This window comes from Pseudomonas sp. K2I15 (assembly GCF_002204795.1).
GTDB lineage: Bacteria > Pseudomonadota > Gammaproteobacteria > Pseudomonadales > Pseudomonadaceae > Aquipseudomonas.
In genome coordinates, this window is sequence record NZ_NIXO01000064.1 from 12092 (window position 1) to 30128 (window position 18037).

Here is an 18037-nt window from a genome sequence, read left to right on the forward strand (position 1 = left end):
AGCGGTACTTAAGCGGTGAAGGTTTTGCCTTCGAACTGCTCAGCCACGAACTTCCAGTTGACCAGGTTCCAGAACGCTTCCACATACTTTGGACGCACGTTGCGGTAGTCGATGTAGTAAGCGTGTTCCCAGACGTCGCAGGTCAGCAGCGGGGTATCGCCGCTGGTCAGCGGGTTGCCGGCGCCGATGGTGCTGGCCAGGGCCAGGGAACCGTCAGCCTTTTTCACCAGCCAGCCCCAACCGGAACCGAAGGTGCCGACGGAAGTCTTGGTGAACTCTTCCTTGAACTTGTCGAACGAACCGAAGGCTGCGTTGATGGCCTCAGCCAGCGCGCCGGTAGGTTGGCCGCCGGCGTTTGGCGCCAGGCAGTTCCAGTAGAACGTGTGGTTCCAGACCTGAGCGGCGTTGTTGAAGATGCCGCCCGAAGAAGATTTGACGATTTCTTCCAGGGTCTTGCCTTCGAACTCGGTGCCAGGCACCAGGTTGTTCAGGTTCACGACATAGGTGTTGTGGTGCTTGTCGTGGTGATACTCCAAGGTTTCCTTGGAAATGTGCGGCTGCAGGGCATCGTGTGCGTAGGGCAGCGGCGGCAATTCGAAAGCCATGATGATTCTCCTAATCAGGTCAGTTGCGGTGAGCGCAAGGCCGATCACGGGCGGCCAAACAAGCGCCGGGGAGTTTGTACTCTTTGCGGCGCAGGGGCTGGATCATAGCACCGGGGTTGCGGCATAACCACGCAACAACTGTGTGGGATAGAGGTTCCAGAGCGTTTTGGAATATTCAAGAAGCGCTTATTAATTGATAGGCCACGCTGAACATCATGACGGCCACCAGCAGGTCCAGAATACGCCAGGTGGCGGGGCGCGCCAGCCACGGCGCCAACCAGGCGGCGCCGAGCGCCAGGGTCATGAACCACAGCAGTGAAGCGCTGGCGGCACCGGCCACGTAAGCGCCGGGTTCGGTTTGCTGGGCGCCGAGGGAGCCGATCAACAACACGGTGTCCAGATACACATGGGGGTTGAGCAAGGTCACCGCCAGGGCGCTGAGCATCACGGCTTTCAGCGAGCGCACCTTGAGATTCTCGCCCTGGCCCAGGCTTTGTTTCGAGCAGGCCCGACGCAGGGCAAGGGTGCCGTACCACAGCAGGAACGCCGCGCCGCCCCAACGGGCAACCGCCAGCAATATCGGGTTCTGCGCCAGCACGGTCGCCAGGCCGAACACGCCGGCGGCCACCAGGATTGCATCGCACACCACGCATAATGCCGCCACGGGCAGGTGATGTTCACGCCGCAGGCTTTGCGCCAGCACGAAGGCGTTCTGGGTGCCGATCGCCATGATTAAGCCAAAGGCCACCAGCAGGCCGTTCATATAGCTTTGCCACATAGGATTTACTCCGCGCCCGCCGCCAATTGCCGCAACACCGTCATGGCGCGCTCGGCATCGGCGCGGCCGACAAACAGGTGATCGTGGTAGTAGCCGGCAATCACGTTGCAACTGATCCCGGCTTTGCCCAAGGCAGTGGCAAACGCGGCGGTCAGGCCGACGGCTTCCAGGGCCGAATGCACGTTGAGGGTGATCCACGCCGCCACGTACTCGAAGGCCAGCCCGGCGCGTTCAGCCTGCTCGCGCTCGACGATCAGCGTCAGGCCTTCCTGCTCGCGGAAACTGCCGATTACCTCGCAACCCTCGGGGATGCGGCGGTCGGCCAGGGTGCAGAACACGTAGTCGCCGTCGTTGAGTTGTGGGCTCATGCTGCGCAGCAGGGTTGCCAGGGCGGTTTCGCCAGCCATTTGGAAGGTCCTTATAAGAAGAAGCGATGCTGGCTATTCTCCTGTCCAAGGCTGTATAAGAAAAACCAATATTGCTGATCGCTCATTAGGAAAACTGATGTTCGACTATAAATTGCTTTCCGCCCTGGCGGCGGTGGTGGAACAGGCCGGCTTTGAGCGGGGCGCCCAGGTGTTGGGTATCTCCCAATCGGCGATCTCCCAGCGCATCAAACTGCTGGAAGCGCGCATCGGCCAGCCGGTGCTGGTCCGTGCCACGCCGCCTGTGCCAACCGAAATTGGCCGACGCCTGCTCAACCACGTGCAACAGGTGCGGCTGCTGGAGCGCGACCTGCAAAGCCAGGTGCCTGCCCTGGATGAAGAGGGCATGCCTGAGCGCCTGCGCATCGCCTTGAATGCCGACAGCCTGGCCACCTGGTGGGCCGAGGCGGTCAGCGACTTTTGCGCCGAGCAGCATCTGCTGTTGGACCTGGTGGTAGAAGACCAGACCGTCGGCCTAAAACGCATGCGTGCCGGTGAAGTGGCGGCCTGTATTTGCGCCAGCGAACGCCCGGTGGCCGGTGCCCGCAGCCTGTTGCTCGGGGCCATGCGTTATCGGGCGCTGGCCAGCCCGGCGTTTGTCGCACGGCACTTTCCCGATGGGGTACGCGCCGATCAACTGGCCCGCACCCCGGCGCTGGTGTTCGGCCCGGACGATTTCCTGCAGCATCGCTACCTGGCTTCGCTGGGCGTTGACGGTGGTTTCGAGCACCATTTATGCCCCTCGTCCGAAGGGTTTATCCGCCTGACGGAAGCCGGATTGGGCTGGGGCCTGGTGCCCGAATTGCAGGTACGCGATCAACTGGAAAGGGGCGTGCTGGTGGAGTTATTGCCAGATAAGCCGATCGATGTGCCGCTGTACTGGCATCATTGGCGCAGTGGTGGACAATTGCTGGGCCTGTTGACGGATCATCTGGCACAAACAACCGGGCAATGGTTGGTGCCGTTGGAGTGATGGCCAGCGTCAAGGCAACAGCGATGAAAAACGAAAGAATGCGGAGTAAGTCATGAAAATTCTGGTCACCGGCGCAAGCGGCTTCATCGGCGGGCGTTTTGCGCGTTTCGCCCTGGAGCAGGGCCTGGACGTGCGGGTCAACGGGCGGCGGGCTGAAGGTGTGGAGCACCTGGTACGGCGCGGCGCTGAGTTTATCCAGGGTGATTTGAATGATCCGGACCTGGTGCGCGAACTGTGCCGCGACGTCGAAGCCGTGGTGCATTGCGCCGGGGCCGTGGGGTTGTGGGGGCGTTATCAGGATTTTCACCAGGGCAATGTGCTGGTCACCGAAAACGTGGTGGAAGCCTGCCTGAAACAGCGGGTCGGGCGCCTGGTGCACCTGTCGTCGCCGTCGATCTACTTCGATGGCCGCGACCACTTGGGGCTGACCGAAGAGCAAGTGCCCAAGCGCTTCAAGCATCCGTATGCGGCTACCAAATATTTGGCCGAACAAAAGGTGTTCGGCGCCCAGGAATTCGGCCTCGAAGTGCTGGCCCTGCGCCCGCGTTTTGTCACAGGCGCCGGTGATATGAGCATCTTCCCGCGCCTGTTGAAAATGCAGCGCAAGAACCGCCTGGCGATTGTCGGCGATGGCCTGAACAAGGTCGATTTCACCAGCGTGCACAACCTTAATGAAGCCCTGCTCAGCAGTTTGCTGGCGACGGGCTCGGCGTTGGGCAAGGCTTACAACATCAGCAACGGCGCCCCGGTGCCGGTGTGGGATGTGGTGAACTACGTGATGCGTCAAATGGACATGCCCCAGGTGACGCGTTACCGGTCTTACGGCTTGTCCTACAGTGTTGCAGCGCTGAACGAAGCGTTTTGCGCAATGTGGCCAGGGCGTCCGGAACCATCGTTGTCACGGCTGGGCATGCAGGTAATGAACAAAGATTTCACCCTCGACATCACCCGCGCACGGCATTATCTCGACTACCAGCCCAAGGTCAGCCTGTGGGCGGCCCTCGATGAGTTCTGCAGTTGGTGGAAAGCCCAGGACGTAGGGCTTAAATAACCGGCAACACACCGGGAACCGAATTTGCGACCCAGGGTCGATCAGTGCGGCAGGTCGGGGTTTATACTCCGGCGCTTGGCTATCCATATGCCACCTCAACGGTTTGAAGGTTGATTCATGCGTAACGATGCTAACGACGACTTTGACAACGTTCCCAGCCTGCGGGCTGACACCTCGGACGACGATGATTTTGAGCCTACTGCGGCCACGTCCGTGCGCTCCCGGCCAACACCGGTAGTCAAGGTCAAGAGCGTCAGTACCGGGCCGTTGTGGGCACTGGTTGGCGCGCTGCTGTTTGCCTTCGCAGGCCTTGCCTGGTGGAGCTTCCAGCAGATTTCCCTGATGGGCCAGCAACTGGTGGCGACCCAGGAAAGCTTCGCGCGCATCAGCGAGGAAGCGGCGGGGCGCTTGCAGGATATTTCCGGCAAGGTGGTGGCCAGCGAGGCCACCGTGAATAACGGCAGTGAAGCCCTGAAGTTGCAGATCAAACAGTTGGAAACCCAATTGCTGGAGCAGGGCAAGCAGCAGATGGGCGTGGCCGGCCAGGCGACTGACCTGGACAAACGCCTGGCGCAAATGACTGCCAGCACCACCCAACTGGCCGGCGCGAACGCGCAACTGCAAGGCCAGGTCCAGGCACTGACGGATGCCGTGGCGACCCTCAAGTCTCGGGACACCGAGTTCAAGGAACTGTCTGCCGACGTCGCCGCCCTGAAAAAGCAGGGCAACCCGACGGCCGCCATTGCCCGCCTGGAGCAAGACCTGGTGGTCCTCAAGAGCGAGCAGGACAGCCGCTCGGCAGCCTCCGATGGCCCGTCCAACAAAGAGTTCGACGTGTTCCGCATCCAGACCACGCGCAACGTCACCACCTTGCAGAGCCAGGTTCAGAATCTGCAACAGCAGATCAACCAGCCGGCGCGGGTCAGCCCTATCGGGCAACAATGATGTTGATCGCCTGTAGGCGTCATGCACATGGTTCCTACAGGGCCTAGCACAATTAATGTCACCATCCGGTGACATTTCCCCCCGCCTTCGTTACTTGCCCTCGCCCCGCCCTTGTTTAGACTCCCGTCATCCCGCCAATAATAAAAAGGGCTAATCATGACCACGCAACCACTGCCTGCCAGTAGTTGGCTGAACGCACCTGCCCATCACGCCTGGCTTGCCACTGAAGGCCAGCGCCTGCTGTCATTCGCCAAGGCTTCCAGGCTGCCTGAAGGCTTCGGCAACCTCGATGACCGCGGCGTTTTACCGCCCGATGCTGTCGCCGAAACCATGAACACTGCCCGCATGACCCACAGCTTTGCCATGGCCCATGGCCTGGGTTTACCCGGTTATGCCGACCTGGTGGAACACGGGGTTGCGGCCCTCAGCGGCCCGCTGCGTGATACCCAACATGGGGGCTGGTTCGCCAAGCCAAATGCCAGCGATGGCAACACTGGCAAGGCCGCCTACCTGCATGCTTTTGTGGCCCTGGCTGCCAGCTCCGCAGTAGTGGCCGGCGCCCCCGGTGCACAAACCTTGCTCAACGACGCGACCCACATCATCGACCAGTATTTCTGGAGCGAAGAGGAGGGCGCGATGCTCGAATCCTTTGCCCAGGACTGGAGCGGCGTAGAAGTTTATCGCGGTGCCAACAGCAACATGCACGCCACCGAAGCGTTCCTGGCCCTGGCTGATGTCACTGGTGAAACCCGTTGGCTAGACCGTGCGCTGCGCATCGTAGAACGGATTATTCATACCCATGCGGCGGAAAACCGGGACATGGTGATCGAGCATTTCGACAGCCATTGGCAACCCCTGCGCGGTTACAACGAAGACAACCCGGCCGATGGCTTCCGCCCCTACGGCATCACTCCCGGCCACGGCTTTGAATGGGCGCGGCTGGTGTTGCACCTTGAAGCCGCACGCCTGGACGCCGGGCTCGTCACACCTGACTGGTTATTGACCCACGCCAAGGGCCTGTTCGCCAGCGCCTGCGAATATGCCTGGGCTGTCGACGGCGCCCCCGGCATTGTCTACACCCTCGACTGGAGTCAGCGCCCCGTGGTGCGCGAGCGCCTGCACTGGACCCATTGCGAAGCCAGCGCCGCTGCCCAGGCGCTGCTCAAGCGCACGGGCGAGCTGCATTACGAAACCTGGTACCGGCGCTTCTGGGAGTTCTGTGAAAGCCATTTCATCGACCGCACCCACGGCAGCTGGCACCACGAACTGAGCCCGAAAAACCAGCCCAGCAGCAAGATCTGGGGTGGCAAGCCGGACCTGTACCACGCCTGGCAGTCTGTATTGCTGCCGGGGCTACCCTTGTCACCGAGTATGGCCAGTGCCGTGGCCGCCGGGCGTTATGTCACCAAATGGTGACATTTTGGCGTCCCTTTGTTACCTGCACCTGAAAAATCCCTGTTTAAACTCGTTTGCAGCGCAAGCACCGACTTGCATGCATAACAACAAGAAAAAAGGTACTCAGATGAATGCGATCAGTCGCCTCGCCGTAGCTATTTCCGTTGCCTCGTTGTTTCCCCTCAGTGCTTTTGCCGCCGACTCGAAAGGGACGGTTGAAGTTGTGCATTGGTGGACCTCGGGTGGCGAGAAAGCGGCAGTAGATGTCCTGAAGGCTCAAGTTGAAAAAGACGGCTTCACCTGGAAAGACGGTGCCGTCGCAGGCGGTGGTGGTTCGACTGCCATGACCGTACTGAAAAGCCGCGCCGTTGCTGGCAACCCGCCAGGCATGGCCCAGATCAAAGGCCCCGACATCCAGGAATGGGCGTCCACCGGGCTGCTCGACACCGACGTCCTGAAGGCTCCTGCCAAAGAAGAAAAGTGGGACAGCCTGCTCGACAAGAAAGTCTCCGATACCGTGAAGTACGAAGGTGATTACGTCGCCGTGCCGGTGAACATCCACCGCGTCAACTGGCTGTGGATCAACCCGGAAGTCTTCAAGAAAGCCGGTATCGAAAAACCGCCTACCACCCTCGAAGAATTCTACGCCGCTGGCGACAAGCTGAAAAAAGCCGGCTTCATTGCGCTCGCCCACGGTGGCCAGCCTTGGCAGGACAGCACCGTCTTTGAGGCGGTCGTGCTCTCGGTAATGGGGGCTGACGGTTACAAGAAAGCCCTGGTCGACCTGGACGAAAAAGCCCTGACCGGCCCTGAAATGATCAAGTCCCTGACTGAGCTTAAGAAAGTCGCGACCTACATGGACGTCGACGGCAAAGGCCAGGACTGGAACCTGGAAGCCGCCAAAGTCATCAACGGCAAGGCCGGCATGCAGATCATGGGTGACTGGGCCAAGAGTGAATGGACCGCCGCCAAGAAAGTCGCCGGCAAAGACTACGAGTGCGTAGCCTTCCCGGGCACCGACAAGGCGTTCACCTACAACATCGACTCCCTTGCGGTGTTCAAGCAGAAAGACAAAGGCACTGCTGCCGGTCAGCAGGACATCGCCAAAGTGGTGTTGAGCGAAAACTTCCAGAAAGTCTTCAGCATCAACAAGGGTTCGATCCCGGTTCGTATCGACATGTTGAAAGACATGGGCAAATACGGCTTCGACTCCTGCGCCCAGACCGCCGCCAAGGACTTCCTTGCAGACGCCCAGACCGGTGGCCTGCAGCCGAGCATGGCGCACAACATGGCCACCACACTGGCCGTACAAGGCGCGTTCTTTGACGTCGTCACCAACTACATCAACAACCCGGCCGCTGATCCGGCAACCACCGCGAAGCAACTGTACAGCGCGGTCAAGTCGGCCAAGTAACGGTTAGTACTGAATGGCCTTGTGGGGGGACCCCTAACCCCCACAAGGCATGTTCCTGTAGTCCTTTTTCCCTGTACTGGATTTTCCCATGAGTTCTGTTGCTGTGTTCAGCAAAGCCTCGCCGTTCGATGCACTGCAGCGCTGGCTACCCAAACTGGTGCTGGCGCCGAGCATGTTCATCGTTCTGGTGGGCTTCTATGGCTACATCCTGTGGACGTTTGTGCTGTCGTTCACTAACTCGACGTTCCTGCCGACCTACAAGTTCGTAGGCCTGGCTCAATATGCGCGCTTGTTCGACAACGACCGTTGGTGGGTGGCGAGCAAGAACCTGGCGGTGTTCGGTGGCATGTTCATCGGCATCACCTTGGTGATCGGCGTGACCCTGGCGATTTTCCTCGACCAGAAAATCCGTCGCGAAGGCTTTATCCGCACCATTTACCTGTACCCGATGGCGCTCTCGATGATCGTTACCGGTACCGCCTGGAAATGGCTGCTCAACCCGGGCATGGGCCTGGACAAATTGCTGCGTGACTGGGGCTGGGAAGGCTTTCGCCTCGACTGGCTGATCGACCCGGACCGTGTGGTGTATTGCCTGGTGATCGCCGCTGTATGGCAAGCCTCGGGCTTCATCATGGCGATGTTCCTCGCAGGCCTGCGCGGGGTTGATCAATCGATCATCCGTGCTGCGCAGATCGACGGCGCGAGCATGCCGCGCATCTACTGGAAAGTGGTGCTGCCAAGCCTGCGTCCGGTGTTCTTCAGTGCGGTGATGATCCTGGCGCATATCGCGATCAAGAGTTTCGACCTGGTGGCGGCAATGACCGCAGGTGGTCCGGGTTACTCCTCCGACCTGCCGGCGATGTTCATGTATTCCTTCACCTTCAGCCGCGGCCAGATGGGCATGGGTTCGGCCAGTGCGATTCTGATGCTCGGTGCGATTCTCGCAATCATCGTGCCTTACCTGTACTCCGAGCTAAGGACCAAGCGTAATGACTAGTCTCGCCGGCAAACCTGCCATCAGCCTGAGCCGCATCGCGATCTACGCGGTGCTGATCCTCGCTGTCCTGCTGTACCTGGTGCCGTTGGTGGTCATGTTGCTGACCAGCTTCAAGACCCCGGAAGACATCAGCACCGGCAACCTGCTGAGCTGGCCCACCGTGGTCACCGGCATCGGCTGGGTGAAAGCCTGGGCCACGGTTGACGGTTACTTCTGGAACTCGATCAAGATCACCGTTCCGGCCGTACTGATCTCCACCGCCATCGGCGCGTTGAACGGCTACGTGCTGTCGATGTGGCGTTTTCGCGGTTCGCAGTTGTTCTTCGGCCTGTTGCTGTTCGGCTGCTTCCTGCCGTTCCAGACCGTGCTGCTGCCAGCCTCGTTCACCCTCGGCAAGATGGGCCTGGCCAGCACTACCACGGGCCTGGTGTTCGTGCACATCGTCTACGGACTGGCCTTTACGACACTGTTCTTCCGTAACTACTACGTCAGCATTCCGGATGCACTGGTGAAAGCGGCACGCCTGGATGGCGCGGGGTTCTTCACGATCTTCCGCCTGATCATCCTGCCGATGTCGACACCGATCATCATGGTGTGCCTGATCTGGCAGTTCACGCAGATCTGGAACGACTTCCTGTTCGGCGTGGTGTTCTCCAGCGGTGATTCGCAGCCCATCACAGTGGCGCTGAATAACCTGGTCAACACCAGTACCGGGGTCAAGGAATATAACGTTGATATGGCGGCGGCGATGATCGCCGGGCTGCCGACCCTGCTGGTCTATGTGGTCGCAGGCAAGTATTTCGTGCGCGGCCTGACGGCCGGCGCGGTCAAGGGGTAATCATGGCAACGCTTGAACTTCGTAACGTAAACAAGACCTACGGTGCCGGCCTGCCGGACACCCTGAAGAACATCGAACTGTCGATCAAGGAGGGTGAGTTCCTGATCCTGGTCGGGCCTTCGGGTTGCGGCAAATCGACCTTGATGAACTGCATTGCCGGCCTTGAAAACATCACCGGCGGCGCGATCATGATCGGCGACCAGGACGTCAGCGGCATGAGCCCCAAGGATCGCGACATCGCCATGGTGTTCCAGTCCTACGCGCTGTACCCGACCATGAGCGTGCGCGAGAACATCGAGTTCGGCCTGAAAATTCGCAAGATGCCCCAGGCGGCGATCGACGAAGAAGTGGCGCGGGTGGCCAAGTTGCTGCAGATCGAGCACCTGCTCAATCGCAAGCCAGGCCAGCTCTCCGGCGGCCAGCAACAGCGTGTGGCCATGGGTCGTGCACTGGCGCGTCGCCCGAAGATCTACCTGTTCGACGAACCACTGTCCAACCTCGACGCCAAGCTGCGGGTCGAGATGCGTACCGAAATGAAACTGATGCACCAGCGTCTGAAAACCACCACCGTCTATGTCACCCACGATCAGATCGAAGCGATGACCCTGGGCGACAAAGTGGCGGTGATGAAGGATGGGATCATCCAGCAATTCGGCACGCCGAAAGAAATCTATAACGACCCGGCCAACCTGTTTGTGGCAAGCTTTATCGGTTCACCACCGATGAACTTCATTCCACTGCGCCTGCAACGCAAGGACGGCCGCCTGGTGGCGTTGCTGGACAGCGGCCAGGCACGGTGTGAGTTGCCATTGAATATGACCGACGCAGGCCTTGAAGACCGCGAAGTGATCCTGGGCCTGCGCCCGGAGCAAATCGTACTGGCTGCAGCCGAAGCCACCGGCGCACCGACCATTCGGGCCGAGGTGCAAGTCACCGAGCCGACGGGTCCGGACACCCTGGTGTTCGTGCAAATTAACGAAACCAAGGTCTGCTGCCGCCTGGCGCCTGATGTAGCGCCACAAGTGGGCGAGACGCTGACCTTGCAGTTCGACCCGGCCAAGGTGTTGCTGTTCGACGCCAAGACCGGTGAGCGTTTGGGCACTGCCGCTTCGTTGCCCGCACAGGACCGTGCCGACAATGTTGCTCAATTCAAGGGACGTTGAAGATTCAAATGATGTGTAGGGGCTTTTGTGGGAGACCTCTCCCACAAAGAAGTAAACCGCGTTAGATAAAAACAGTTAATAACAATAAAGACGAGGATGTAGGGATGAAAAAGCACCACAACAACACCCGGCTGATCTGCCAACTGTCAGCAGCAGCCGCCCTGGTACTGTCCGCCAATGCGATGGCGGACGACGCGTTCAGCGCCAATTCCAAGTGGATGACCGGTGATTGGGGCGGCGAGCGTACCAAGCTGATCGAGCAAGGTATCGACATCAAGGCGGATTACGTCGGTGAAGTCGGCGCCAACCTGCGCGGTGGCTACAACGACGACAAAACTGCCCGTTACGCTGACCAGTTCGGTCTGGGCGTGGCACTGGACCTGCAAAAGCTGTGGGGCTGGGATAACACCCAGGCCAAGATCCAGTTGACCAATCGTAATGGTGCGAACATCTCCAACGACCGTATTGGTGACCCGCGTGCCGGCACCTTGAGCTCGTCTCAAGAAGTCGATGGCCGTGGCCACATGGTACGTCTGACCCAGTTCTGGGTTCAGCACCAGATGTTCGACAACAAGCTGGACGTGAAGCTCGGCTACTTCGGTGAAGGCGAAGACTTCAACACCTTCCCGTGCGACTTCCAGAACCTGTCGTTCTGTGGCTCCCAGGTCGGTAACTATGTCAACACCTGGTACAACTGGCCGGTCAGCCAGGCGGCTATCCGCGTGAAGTACAACATCACGCCTGAGCTGTATGCGCAAATCGGTGCGTACAACCAGAACCCGTCGCAACTGGAGCACGGCAACGGCTTCAAACTCAGCGGCAGCGGTACCAAGGGCACCGTATTGCCGGTGGAATTGGTCTGGTCGCCGAAGGTCAACGGCCTGCCGGGCGAATACCGTGTGGGTTACTACAAGAGCACGGCTGACGCCAACGACGTTCGTGAAGACGTCAATGGCCAGGACCAGGGCTCCACCGGCGCGGCCTTCCGCGTGCGCAACAGCAAAAGCGGTTACTGGGGCGTTCTGCAACAGCAACTCACCACGCACAATGGCGACGCTTCCCGCGGCCTGAACATCGCCGCCAACGCCACCTTCCACGACAAAGACACCAACCTGGTCGACAACTACCAGTCGCTGATGTTTGTGTACAAGGGGCCGTTCGACGCGCGTCCAAAAGATGACGTCGGTATCGGTATCGCCCGTATCCATGTCAACGAAGACGTGAAGAAAAACGCTGAGTTGGCCAACGCGGCTAACGGTTTTACCGATTACGACCAACTGGGTTACGCGCCGCTGCGTAACACTGAGTACAACGCCGAAATCAACTACGGTTTCCACGTCACCAACTGGCTGACCGTGCGTCCTAACCTGCAATACGTTACCCACCCAGGTGGCGTGGACCAAGTCGACAACGCGTTGGTAGCGGGCCTGAAAATTCAGTCTACGTTCTAACGTTGTTGCGATAAGCTCCTTCTCTCTGTGCGCATTTTGCGGATAGCCATGGCTATCCGCTTTTTTTTGGGGCGCATTGTGATGATTTTCAGGACCGTGGCACATGCATGAGCATCCGCTGCAACGCTTTTTCAAATCCCTGCGCGAGCGGCCGGTATTCGCCTGGGAGCGCTTTCAGATGCGCGATGTGTTGGTGATCGATCACCCGCTCTGCCAGGCGGTGTTCAGTCGTCAGGGCGCGCAATTGCTGCACTTTCAGCCCAAGGGCCAGAAACCCTGGCTGTGGTGCGCGGCCAAGTGGCCGCAGGTTGGCGCCATTCGTGGCGGCGTGCCGGTGTGTTGGCCGTGGTACGGCCGCCATCCCAGCGAAAACGCTTGGCCGTCCCATGGTTGGGCACGGCTGATCGACTGGAAGCTGCTGGACAGCAGCACCGATGACGACGGCGTGCGTTTGCACTGGCAATTGCAGTTATGCGATTGGCAGGTAGACCTGCACGCGCACCTGGGGGAAACCCTGGAACTGCGCCTGGCCACCGAGCACCAGGACGAACTGCCTTGCCAACTGAGCCATGCTTTGCACGCCTATTGGCGGATTGGCAACGTCGGTGAGGTAGCGCTGTCTGGGCTGGATGGGGCGCAAGGTTACGACCAGCTCAATCGCCAGGCTTGCCAGCAGGAAGGTGAGTTGCGGGTCGATGGTGGTTGCCAGCGCGTGTTCCAGCACGAGGGCGAACTGCACCTCAAGGACCATGCCTGGCAGCGCGAGTTGTGCATCGATACCGGCGAGAGTGCCGACACGGTGGTGTGGCATCCGGGGAGTCGGCCGTTGCTGGGGGTGAGTTTCAACGAGGCTTCGGGGTTTGTGTGTGTGGAATCGGCGATGGCCGGGGCGAGCCTGGCGCCGGGGGAGCGGGCGCATTTGAGTTTGCAGGCGCGGGCTGGTGCCTGAGGCCTGTGGTGAGCGGGCTTGCCCCGCGCTGGGCTGCGAAGCGGCCCTGAAACCAGCCACCGAGATATATCTGAATCAACTCGGTGAGCTTAATAGGGCCGCTTCGCGGCCCAGCGCGGGCCAAGCCCGCTCACCACAGAGGCCGGCACAGTCGCTGTAGATTTCGAACTAGTTTAATTCATCTCCAACCGGATACCGGCTGTCGTTCAAGCTCTCTTTGATCTTGCGCAAATGCGGCTGGAAATCCACCCCGCGGCGCAAGGTCATGCCCGTCGCCAACACATCCAGCACCGTCAATTGAATGATCCGCGACGTCATCGGCATGTAGATGTCGGTGTCTTCCGGCAGCGGAATGTTCAGGCTCACCGTACTGACCTTGGCCAGCGGCGAGTTCTCGGCGGTCACACCCAATACCGAAGCACCGTTTTCCCGCGCAATACGCGCCACTTCCACCAACTCGCGGGTACGCCCGGTGTAGGAAATGATCACGAACAACTCCCCGGTGTGGGCCACCGAGGCGATCATCCGTTGCATCAACACATCGGCATGGGCCGTGACCGACAGGTTGAAACGGAAAAACTTGTGCAGGGCGTCCATGGCCACCGGTGCCGAAGCACCCAGGCCAAAGAAGTGGATCTGCCGGGCCTGGATCAGCAGGTCGACCGCCTTGCTGATCAGGTTCGGGTCCAGGGCCTGGCAGGCGCTGTCCAGCGACGCGATGGCGCTGCCAAAGATCTTTTGGGTGTAGGCCTCGGGGTTATCATCGGCCTCCACCGCGCGGCTGACATATGCCGCGCCACTGGCCAGGCTTTGCGCCAGCTGCAATTTAAGTTCAGGGTAACCACTCACGCCGAACGAGCGGCAGAAGCGGTTCACTGTAGGTTCGCTGACCGAAGCGGCCTGGGCGAGGGCGGCGATAGAGAAGCGGGTCGCCTGCTGCGGGTTGAGCAGGATGACCTCGGCGACTTTACGTTCAGCCTTGTTCAGTTCTTCGAGGCGTTTCTGGATCTGTTCCAGTAGATTTCGCACGCGGTCCATTCATGTTTCCTTAGGGCGACGATGCAAATAAGGGTCGTCAACCAATCGACGAGCGGCCCTTTGCGGTGGCCTATCCTACTGAGGGTAGTTGAACACCACCACTCGGAATACGTTTTTCGGGAAAATGTTGTGGTTATTACTACATTTTTCCTTGAGTGATGCCTTAAAAAAAGGTATTTGTAGCTTAACTTGATAAAAGAACAAACATCATGCCTTCGATAACCGTAGAACCCTGCACCTTTGCCCTGTTTGGCGCCTTGGGTGATCTGGCGCTGCGCAAGTTATTTCCTGCCCTCTATCAACTCGACGGTGCGGGTCTCCTGCACGAAGACACGCGCATCCTGGCCCTGGCCCGTGAGGCCGGTTCCGAGCAACAGCACCTGGCTCACATCGAAAAAGAATTGCGTAGCTACGTTGGCAAGGAACTCGACGAAACCGTCGCCCAGCGCTTCCTGGCCCGCCTGACGTACCTGCACGTCGACTTCCTGAAGGCCGACGACTACGTCGCCCTGGCAGAACACGCCGGCACCGAACAACGCCTGATTGCCTACTTCGCCACCCCGGCGGCGGTGTATGGCGCAATCTGCGAGAACCTGTCCAAGGTCGGCCTGGCGGAAAACACCCGCGTGGTCCTGGAAAAACCGATCGGCTCGGACCTCGATTCGTCGCGCAAGGTCAACGACGCCGTGGCGCAGTTTTTCCCGGAAAACCGCACCTACCGCATCGACCACTACCTGGGCAAAGAAACCGTCCAGAACCTGATCGCCCTGCGTTTTGCCAACAGCCTGTTTGAAACCCAGTGGAACCAGAACTACATCTCCCACGTGGAAATCACCGTGGCCGAGCAAGTAGGCATCGAAGGTCGCTGGGGCTATTTCGACAAGGCCGGGCAACTGCGGGACATGATCCAGAATCACCTGCTGCAACTGCTTTGCCTGATCGCCATGGACCCGCCGGCCGACCTGTCTGCCGACAGTATTCGTGACGAGAAGGTCAAGGTGCTCAAGGCCCTGGCGCCTATCAGCCCGGACGGCCTGACCACCCAAGTGGTGCGCGGCCAATACATCGCTGGCTACAGCGCCGGCAAGCCGGTGCCGGGTTACCTGGAAGAAGAGAACTCCAACACCCAGAGCGACACCGAAACCTTCGTCGCCCTGCGTGCCGATATTCGTAACTGGCGTTGGGCCGGGGTGCCGTTCTACCTGCGCACCGGCAAGCGCATGCCGCAAAAGCTGTCGCAGATCGTCATCCACTTCAAGGAACCGTCCCACTACATCTTCGCCCCCGAGCAGCGCTTGCAGATCAGCAACAAACTGATCATCCGCCTGCAACCGGACGAAGGTATTTCCTTGCGTGTGATGACCAAGGAACAGGGCCTGGACAAGGGTATGCAACTGCGCAGTGGCCCACTGCAACTGAATTTTTCCGACACCTATCGCAGCGCACGGATTCCCGATGCCTACGAGCGGTTGTTGCTCGAAGTAATGCGTGGCAACCAGAACCTGTTTGTGCGCAAAGATGAAATCGAAGCCGCGTGGAAGTGGTGTGACCAGTTGATCGCCGGGTGGAAAAAGTCCGGTGATGCGCCCAAGCCGTATGCGGCGGGGTCCTGGGGGCCGATGAGCTCAATTGCACTGATCACGCGGGATGGGAGGTCTTGGTATGGCGATATCTGAACTGAAACTGCCTCAGGGTGTAACCGCCCATGAGTACCGCACCGCGGCGTTGCTGGCCGATGGCCTGGCCAACGACGTGGCCGAACAACTGCGCACCGCCATCAGTGCCCGTGGCGAAGCCACCCTGGTGGTGTCCGGTGGCCGCAGCCCGGTGGCGTTCTTCCAGAACCTCGCCAAGCAAGGCCTGGAGTGGTCCAAAGTGACCATCACCCTGGCCGACGAGCGCTGGGTACCGGTGGAACATGCCGACAGCAATGCCGGCCTGTTGAAGAAGTATTTGCTGCAAGGCCCGGCGGCCAAGGCGAAGTTTTTGAGCCTGTACAGCGTCGCCGCCACCCTGGACCAGGCTGCCGAGCAGGCCGATCGCCTGCTGGCCGAGTTGCCGGCGATTGACGTGCTGGTACTGGGCATGGGCGACGACGGCCACACCGCGTCGCTGTTCCCCAACAGCCCGAACCTGGCTGAAGCCCTGAAGCCGGACGGCAGCCGTCGTTGCTGGCCGATGCTGGCGCCGACCGTGCCGCACCAGCGCCTGACCATGAGTCGCGCGTTGCTGGCCACCGCCCACTACACCGTGCTGTCGATTTCCGGCAGCTCGAAATTGACCACCTTGAGCGCCGCGCTGGCCAGTGACGACGTTGCTGCCATGCCGATACGCGCGTTTTTGCAACCTACTTTAGAGATTTACTGGTGCCTATGAGCCAAGGATCAGCCGCGATGAACAGCCCTCAACCTACCGTTTCCATGGCGGACAAAGTTGCCTTGATCGACAGCCTCTGCGCAAAAGCGCGGATTTTGCCGGTGATCACCATTGCCCGTGAACAGGACATTCTGCCCCTGGCCGATGCCCTGGCTGCCGGTGGTTTGACCGCACTGGAAGTGACCCTGCGTTCGCAATTCGGCCTCAAGGCCATCCAGGTGTTGCGTGAGCAGCGTCCAGAGCTGTGCACCGGTGCCGGTACCGTGCTGGATCGCCAGATGCTGGAAGCAGCGGAAGTGGCCGGTTCGCAATTTATCGTCACCCCGGGGATTACCCGCGACCTGCTGGAAGCCTCGGTACACAGCTCGATTCCGCTGTTGCCGGGCATCAGCAATGCGTCCGGGATCATGGAAGGTTATGGCCTGGGTTATCGCCGCTTCAAGCTGTTCCCGGCTGAGGTCAGCGGTGGCGTGGCGGCCATCAAGGCCCTGGGCGGCCCGTTTGGCGAAGTGAAATTCTGCCCGACTGGCGGTGTTGGCCCGGCCAACATCAAGAGCTACATGGCCTTGAAGAATGTGATGTGCGTGGGCGGTAGCTGGATGCTGGACCCTGAGTGGGTCAAGAACGGAGACTGGGCACGTATCCAGGAAACCACCGCCCAGGCGTTGGCCCTGCTGGACTGATTGGATTTACCGAATCGTTGTTGCTGTGTTCTACGGCATTTTTGCGGCGCACTTGGTCGGTGCGCCGCTTTTTTTTGCGTGGAGAAAACCCTCAAGGTTGCAGGGGGGCTTGAGCCTTATGGAGATCAAGTGTGGGGCTGGCTTGTCTGCGATGGCGGCGGATCAGTTGCCCATGTACTGGCGGACACACGGCTATTGCAGCTTGAGTCTCTGCGCTCTGTTGGGCTGGTTGACTGAGTACATATCCGTTATTCAGGTAACGGCGACTTAGAGTTCCGCTCTTACAGCGGTTCACTTTTGGCAAACGCCCGGAATGCCGGCCCAGCCAAAAGTAACCAAAAGGTCTTTGCCCCACCACTCGGTGCCTCGCCTAGGCTCGGCATGCCGGAACGAAGGCCATCGTGGTTAACGGGGCCCGCAGATCAAGATCAAAAGCAGATCAAGAGCACAGCGGCCTACCGGCCGGCTTGAGTGGTAAAAGCCAGAGCAAGAACAACGGCAAGAGCAAGGGCACACGCGGTCCAAAATGTGGGAGCGTGCCCGCTTTGGCTTTTGATTTGCCTTTGCTTCTACACACTCAAGCCGGCCGGTAGGCCGCTGTGCTCTTGCTTTTGATCTTGATCTTGATCTTAGGCGCCCCGTTAAACCACGCTGGCCGAACGCAGGTAGTACGGAGCGGGTAAACCGGCAGGACGCCGGTTTAGCCGCGACGGGGCAGGGACGCCCCGTCGCGGCGGCCCGCGCAGTAATACCGGAGAGAGGGCACACCGAGCCCAAGCGAGGTGCCGAGTGGTGGGGCAAGAGCCTTTTGGTTACTTTTGGGCTCCTTTGTACGGACCGGACACATGGTGGACACATGTGCGGGGACATGGTTGACACATTATGAACCGTAATCAGGCTGTTTCACGTCGATCGTTCGCAAAAAATGATGGCAAAAATAAACGTCAAACAGCCCG

17 protein-coding genes are annotated in these 18037 nt (G+C 59.8%); 13 read left to right on the plus strand and 4 right to left on the minus strand.

Features of this window, described 5'->3' with window-relative positions; translation table 11 throughout:
* Positions 1–8: 8 nt before the first annotated feature.
* The 3 genes from CEC48_RS26665 to CEC48_RS26675 form a co-directional block, all read right to left on the minus strand.
* Positions 9–605 carry a superoxide dismutase gene (locus CEC48_RS26665; RefSeq protein WP_003212997.1) on the minus strand — a complete coding sequence of 199 codons (597 nt, stop codon included), beginning with the start codon at positions 603–605 and terminating at the stop codon, positions 9–11.
* 175 nt (positions 606–780) lie between these two features.
* A complete protein-coding gene (locus CEC48_RS26670; protein ID WP_088426450.1) occupies positions 781–1383 on the minus strand; it encodes a LysE/ArgO family amino acid transporter in 603 nt (200 codons plus the stop codon).
* 5 nt (positions 1384–1388) lie between these two features.
* Positions 1389–1790, minus strand: a complete 402-nt coding sequence (locus CEC48_RS26675; RefSeq protein WP_088426451.1) for an ACT domain-containing protein — start codon at positions 1788–1790, stop codon at positions 1389–1391.
* A gap of 97 nt (positions 1791–1887) precedes the next feature.
* On the opposite strand from CEC48_RS26675, the gene CEC48_RS26680 reads away from it, so the two are divergent.
* The 10 genes from CEC48_RS26680 to CEC48_RS26725 all read left to right on the plus strand — a co-directional run bounded on the left by CEC48_RS26680 (position 1888) and on the right by CEC48_RS26725 (position 12984).
* Positions 1888–2781, plus strand: a complete 894-nt coding sequence (locus CEC48_RS26680; protein WP_088426452.1) for a LysR family transcriptional regulator ArgP — start codon at positions 1888–1890, stop codon at positions 2779–2781.
* A gap of 52 nt (positions 2782–2833) precedes the next feature.
* Positions 2834–3832 carry an NAD(P)-dependent oxidoreductase gene (locus CEC48_RS26685; protein ID WP_088426453.1) on the plus strand — a complete coding sequence of 333 codons (999 nt, stop codon included), beginning with the start codon at positions 2834–2836 and terminating at the stop codon, positions 3830–3832.
* 117 nt (positions 3833–3949) lie between these two features.
* Complete coding sequence (locus CEC48_RS26690; RefSeq protein WP_088426454.1) at positions 3950–4777, plus strand: ATPase; 828 nt, start codon at positions 3950–3952, stop codon at positions 4775–4777.
* A gap of 156 nt (positions 4778–4933) precedes the next feature.
* Positions 4934–6193, plus strand: coding sequence for an AGE family epimerase/isomerase (locus CEC48_RS26695; protein ID WP_088426455.1), 1260 nt, complete (start codon positions 4934–4936; stop codon positions 6191–6193).
* A gap of 106 nt (positions 6194–6299) precedes the next feature.
* Positions 6300–7586, plus strand: coding sequence for an ABC transporter substrate-binding protein (locus CEC48_RS26700; protein WP_088426456.1), 1287 nt, complete (start codon positions 6300–6302; stop codon positions 7584–7586).
* A gap of 88 nt (positions 7587–7674) precedes the next feature.
* Complete coding sequence (locus CEC48_RS26705; RefSeq protein ID WP_010169866.1) at positions 7675–8583, plus strand: carbohydrate ABC transporter permease; 909 nt, start codon at positions 7675–7677, stop codon at positions 8581–8583.
* A complete protein-coding gene (locus CEC48_RS26710) occupies positions 8576–9421 on the plus strand; it encodes a carbohydrate ABC transporter permease (RefSeq protein ID WP_088426457.1) in 846 nt (281 codons plus the stop codon). The genes CEC48_RS26705 and CEC48_RS26710 overlap by 8 nt, the downstream gene beginning before the upstream one ends.
* A gap of 2 nt (positions 9422–9423) precedes the next feature.
* Complete coding sequence (locus CEC48_RS26715) at positions 9424–10584, plus strand: ABC transporter ATP-binding protein (protein ID WP_088426458.1); 1161 nt, start codon at positions 9424–9426, stop codon at positions 10582–10584.
* Positions 10585–10688: 104 nt separating this feature from the next.
* Positions 10689–12035, plus strand: a complete 1347-nt coding sequence (locus CEC48_RS26720; protein WP_088426459.1) for a carbohydrate porin — start codon at positions 10689–10691, stop codon at positions 12033–12035.
* A gap of 103 nt (positions 12036–12138) precedes the next feature.
* A complete protein-coding gene (locus CEC48_RS26725) occupies positions 12139–12984 on the plus strand; it encodes a D-hexose-6-phosphate mutarotase (protein ID WP_088426460.1) in 846 nt (281 codons plus the stop codon).
* Positions 12985–13152: 168 nt separating this feature from the next.
* Here CEC48_RS26725 and CEC48_RS26730 read toward each other — a convergent pair whose 3' ends face one another.
* Positions 13153–14013 carry a MurR/RpiR family transcriptional regulator gene (locus CEC48_RS26730; RefSeq protein ID WP_176438791.1) on the minus strand — a complete coding sequence of 287 codons (861 nt, stop codon included), beginning with the start codon at positions 14011–14013 and terminating at the stop codon, positions 13153–13155.
* Between the two features lie 218 nt (positions 14014–14231).
* Between CEC48_RS26730 and zwf the strand changes: the two genes are divergently transcribed.
* Genes zwf through CEC48_RS26745 form a run of 3 tightly spaced genes read left to right on the plus strand, consistent with a single transcriptional unit; the run spans position 14232 to position 17081 of the window.
* A complete protein-coding gene (gene zwf, locus CEC48_RS26735; RefSeq protein WP_088426462.1) occupies positions 14232–15698 on the plus strand; it encodes a glucose-6-phosphate dehydrogenase in 1467 nt (488 codons plus the stop codon).
* Positions 15685–16398 (plus strand): 6-phosphogluconolactonase, encoded by a 714-nt coding sequence (pgl, locus tag CEC48_RS26740; protein WP_088426463.1) that lies wholly within the window; start codon positions 15685–15687, stop codon positions 16396–16398. The genes zwf and pgl overlap by 14 nt, the downstream gene beginning before the upstream one ends.
* A 17-nt stretch (positions 16399–16415) precedes the next feature.
* Positions 16416–17081, plus strand: a complete 666-nt coding sequence (locus CEC48_RS26745) for a bifunctional 4-hydroxy-2-oxoglutarate aldolase/2-dehydro-3-deoxy-phosphogluconate aldolase (RefSeq protein WP_088426464.1) — start codon at positions 16416–16418, stop codon at positions 17079–17081.
* The last annotated feature ends 956 nt before the right edge of the window (positions 17082–18037 follow it).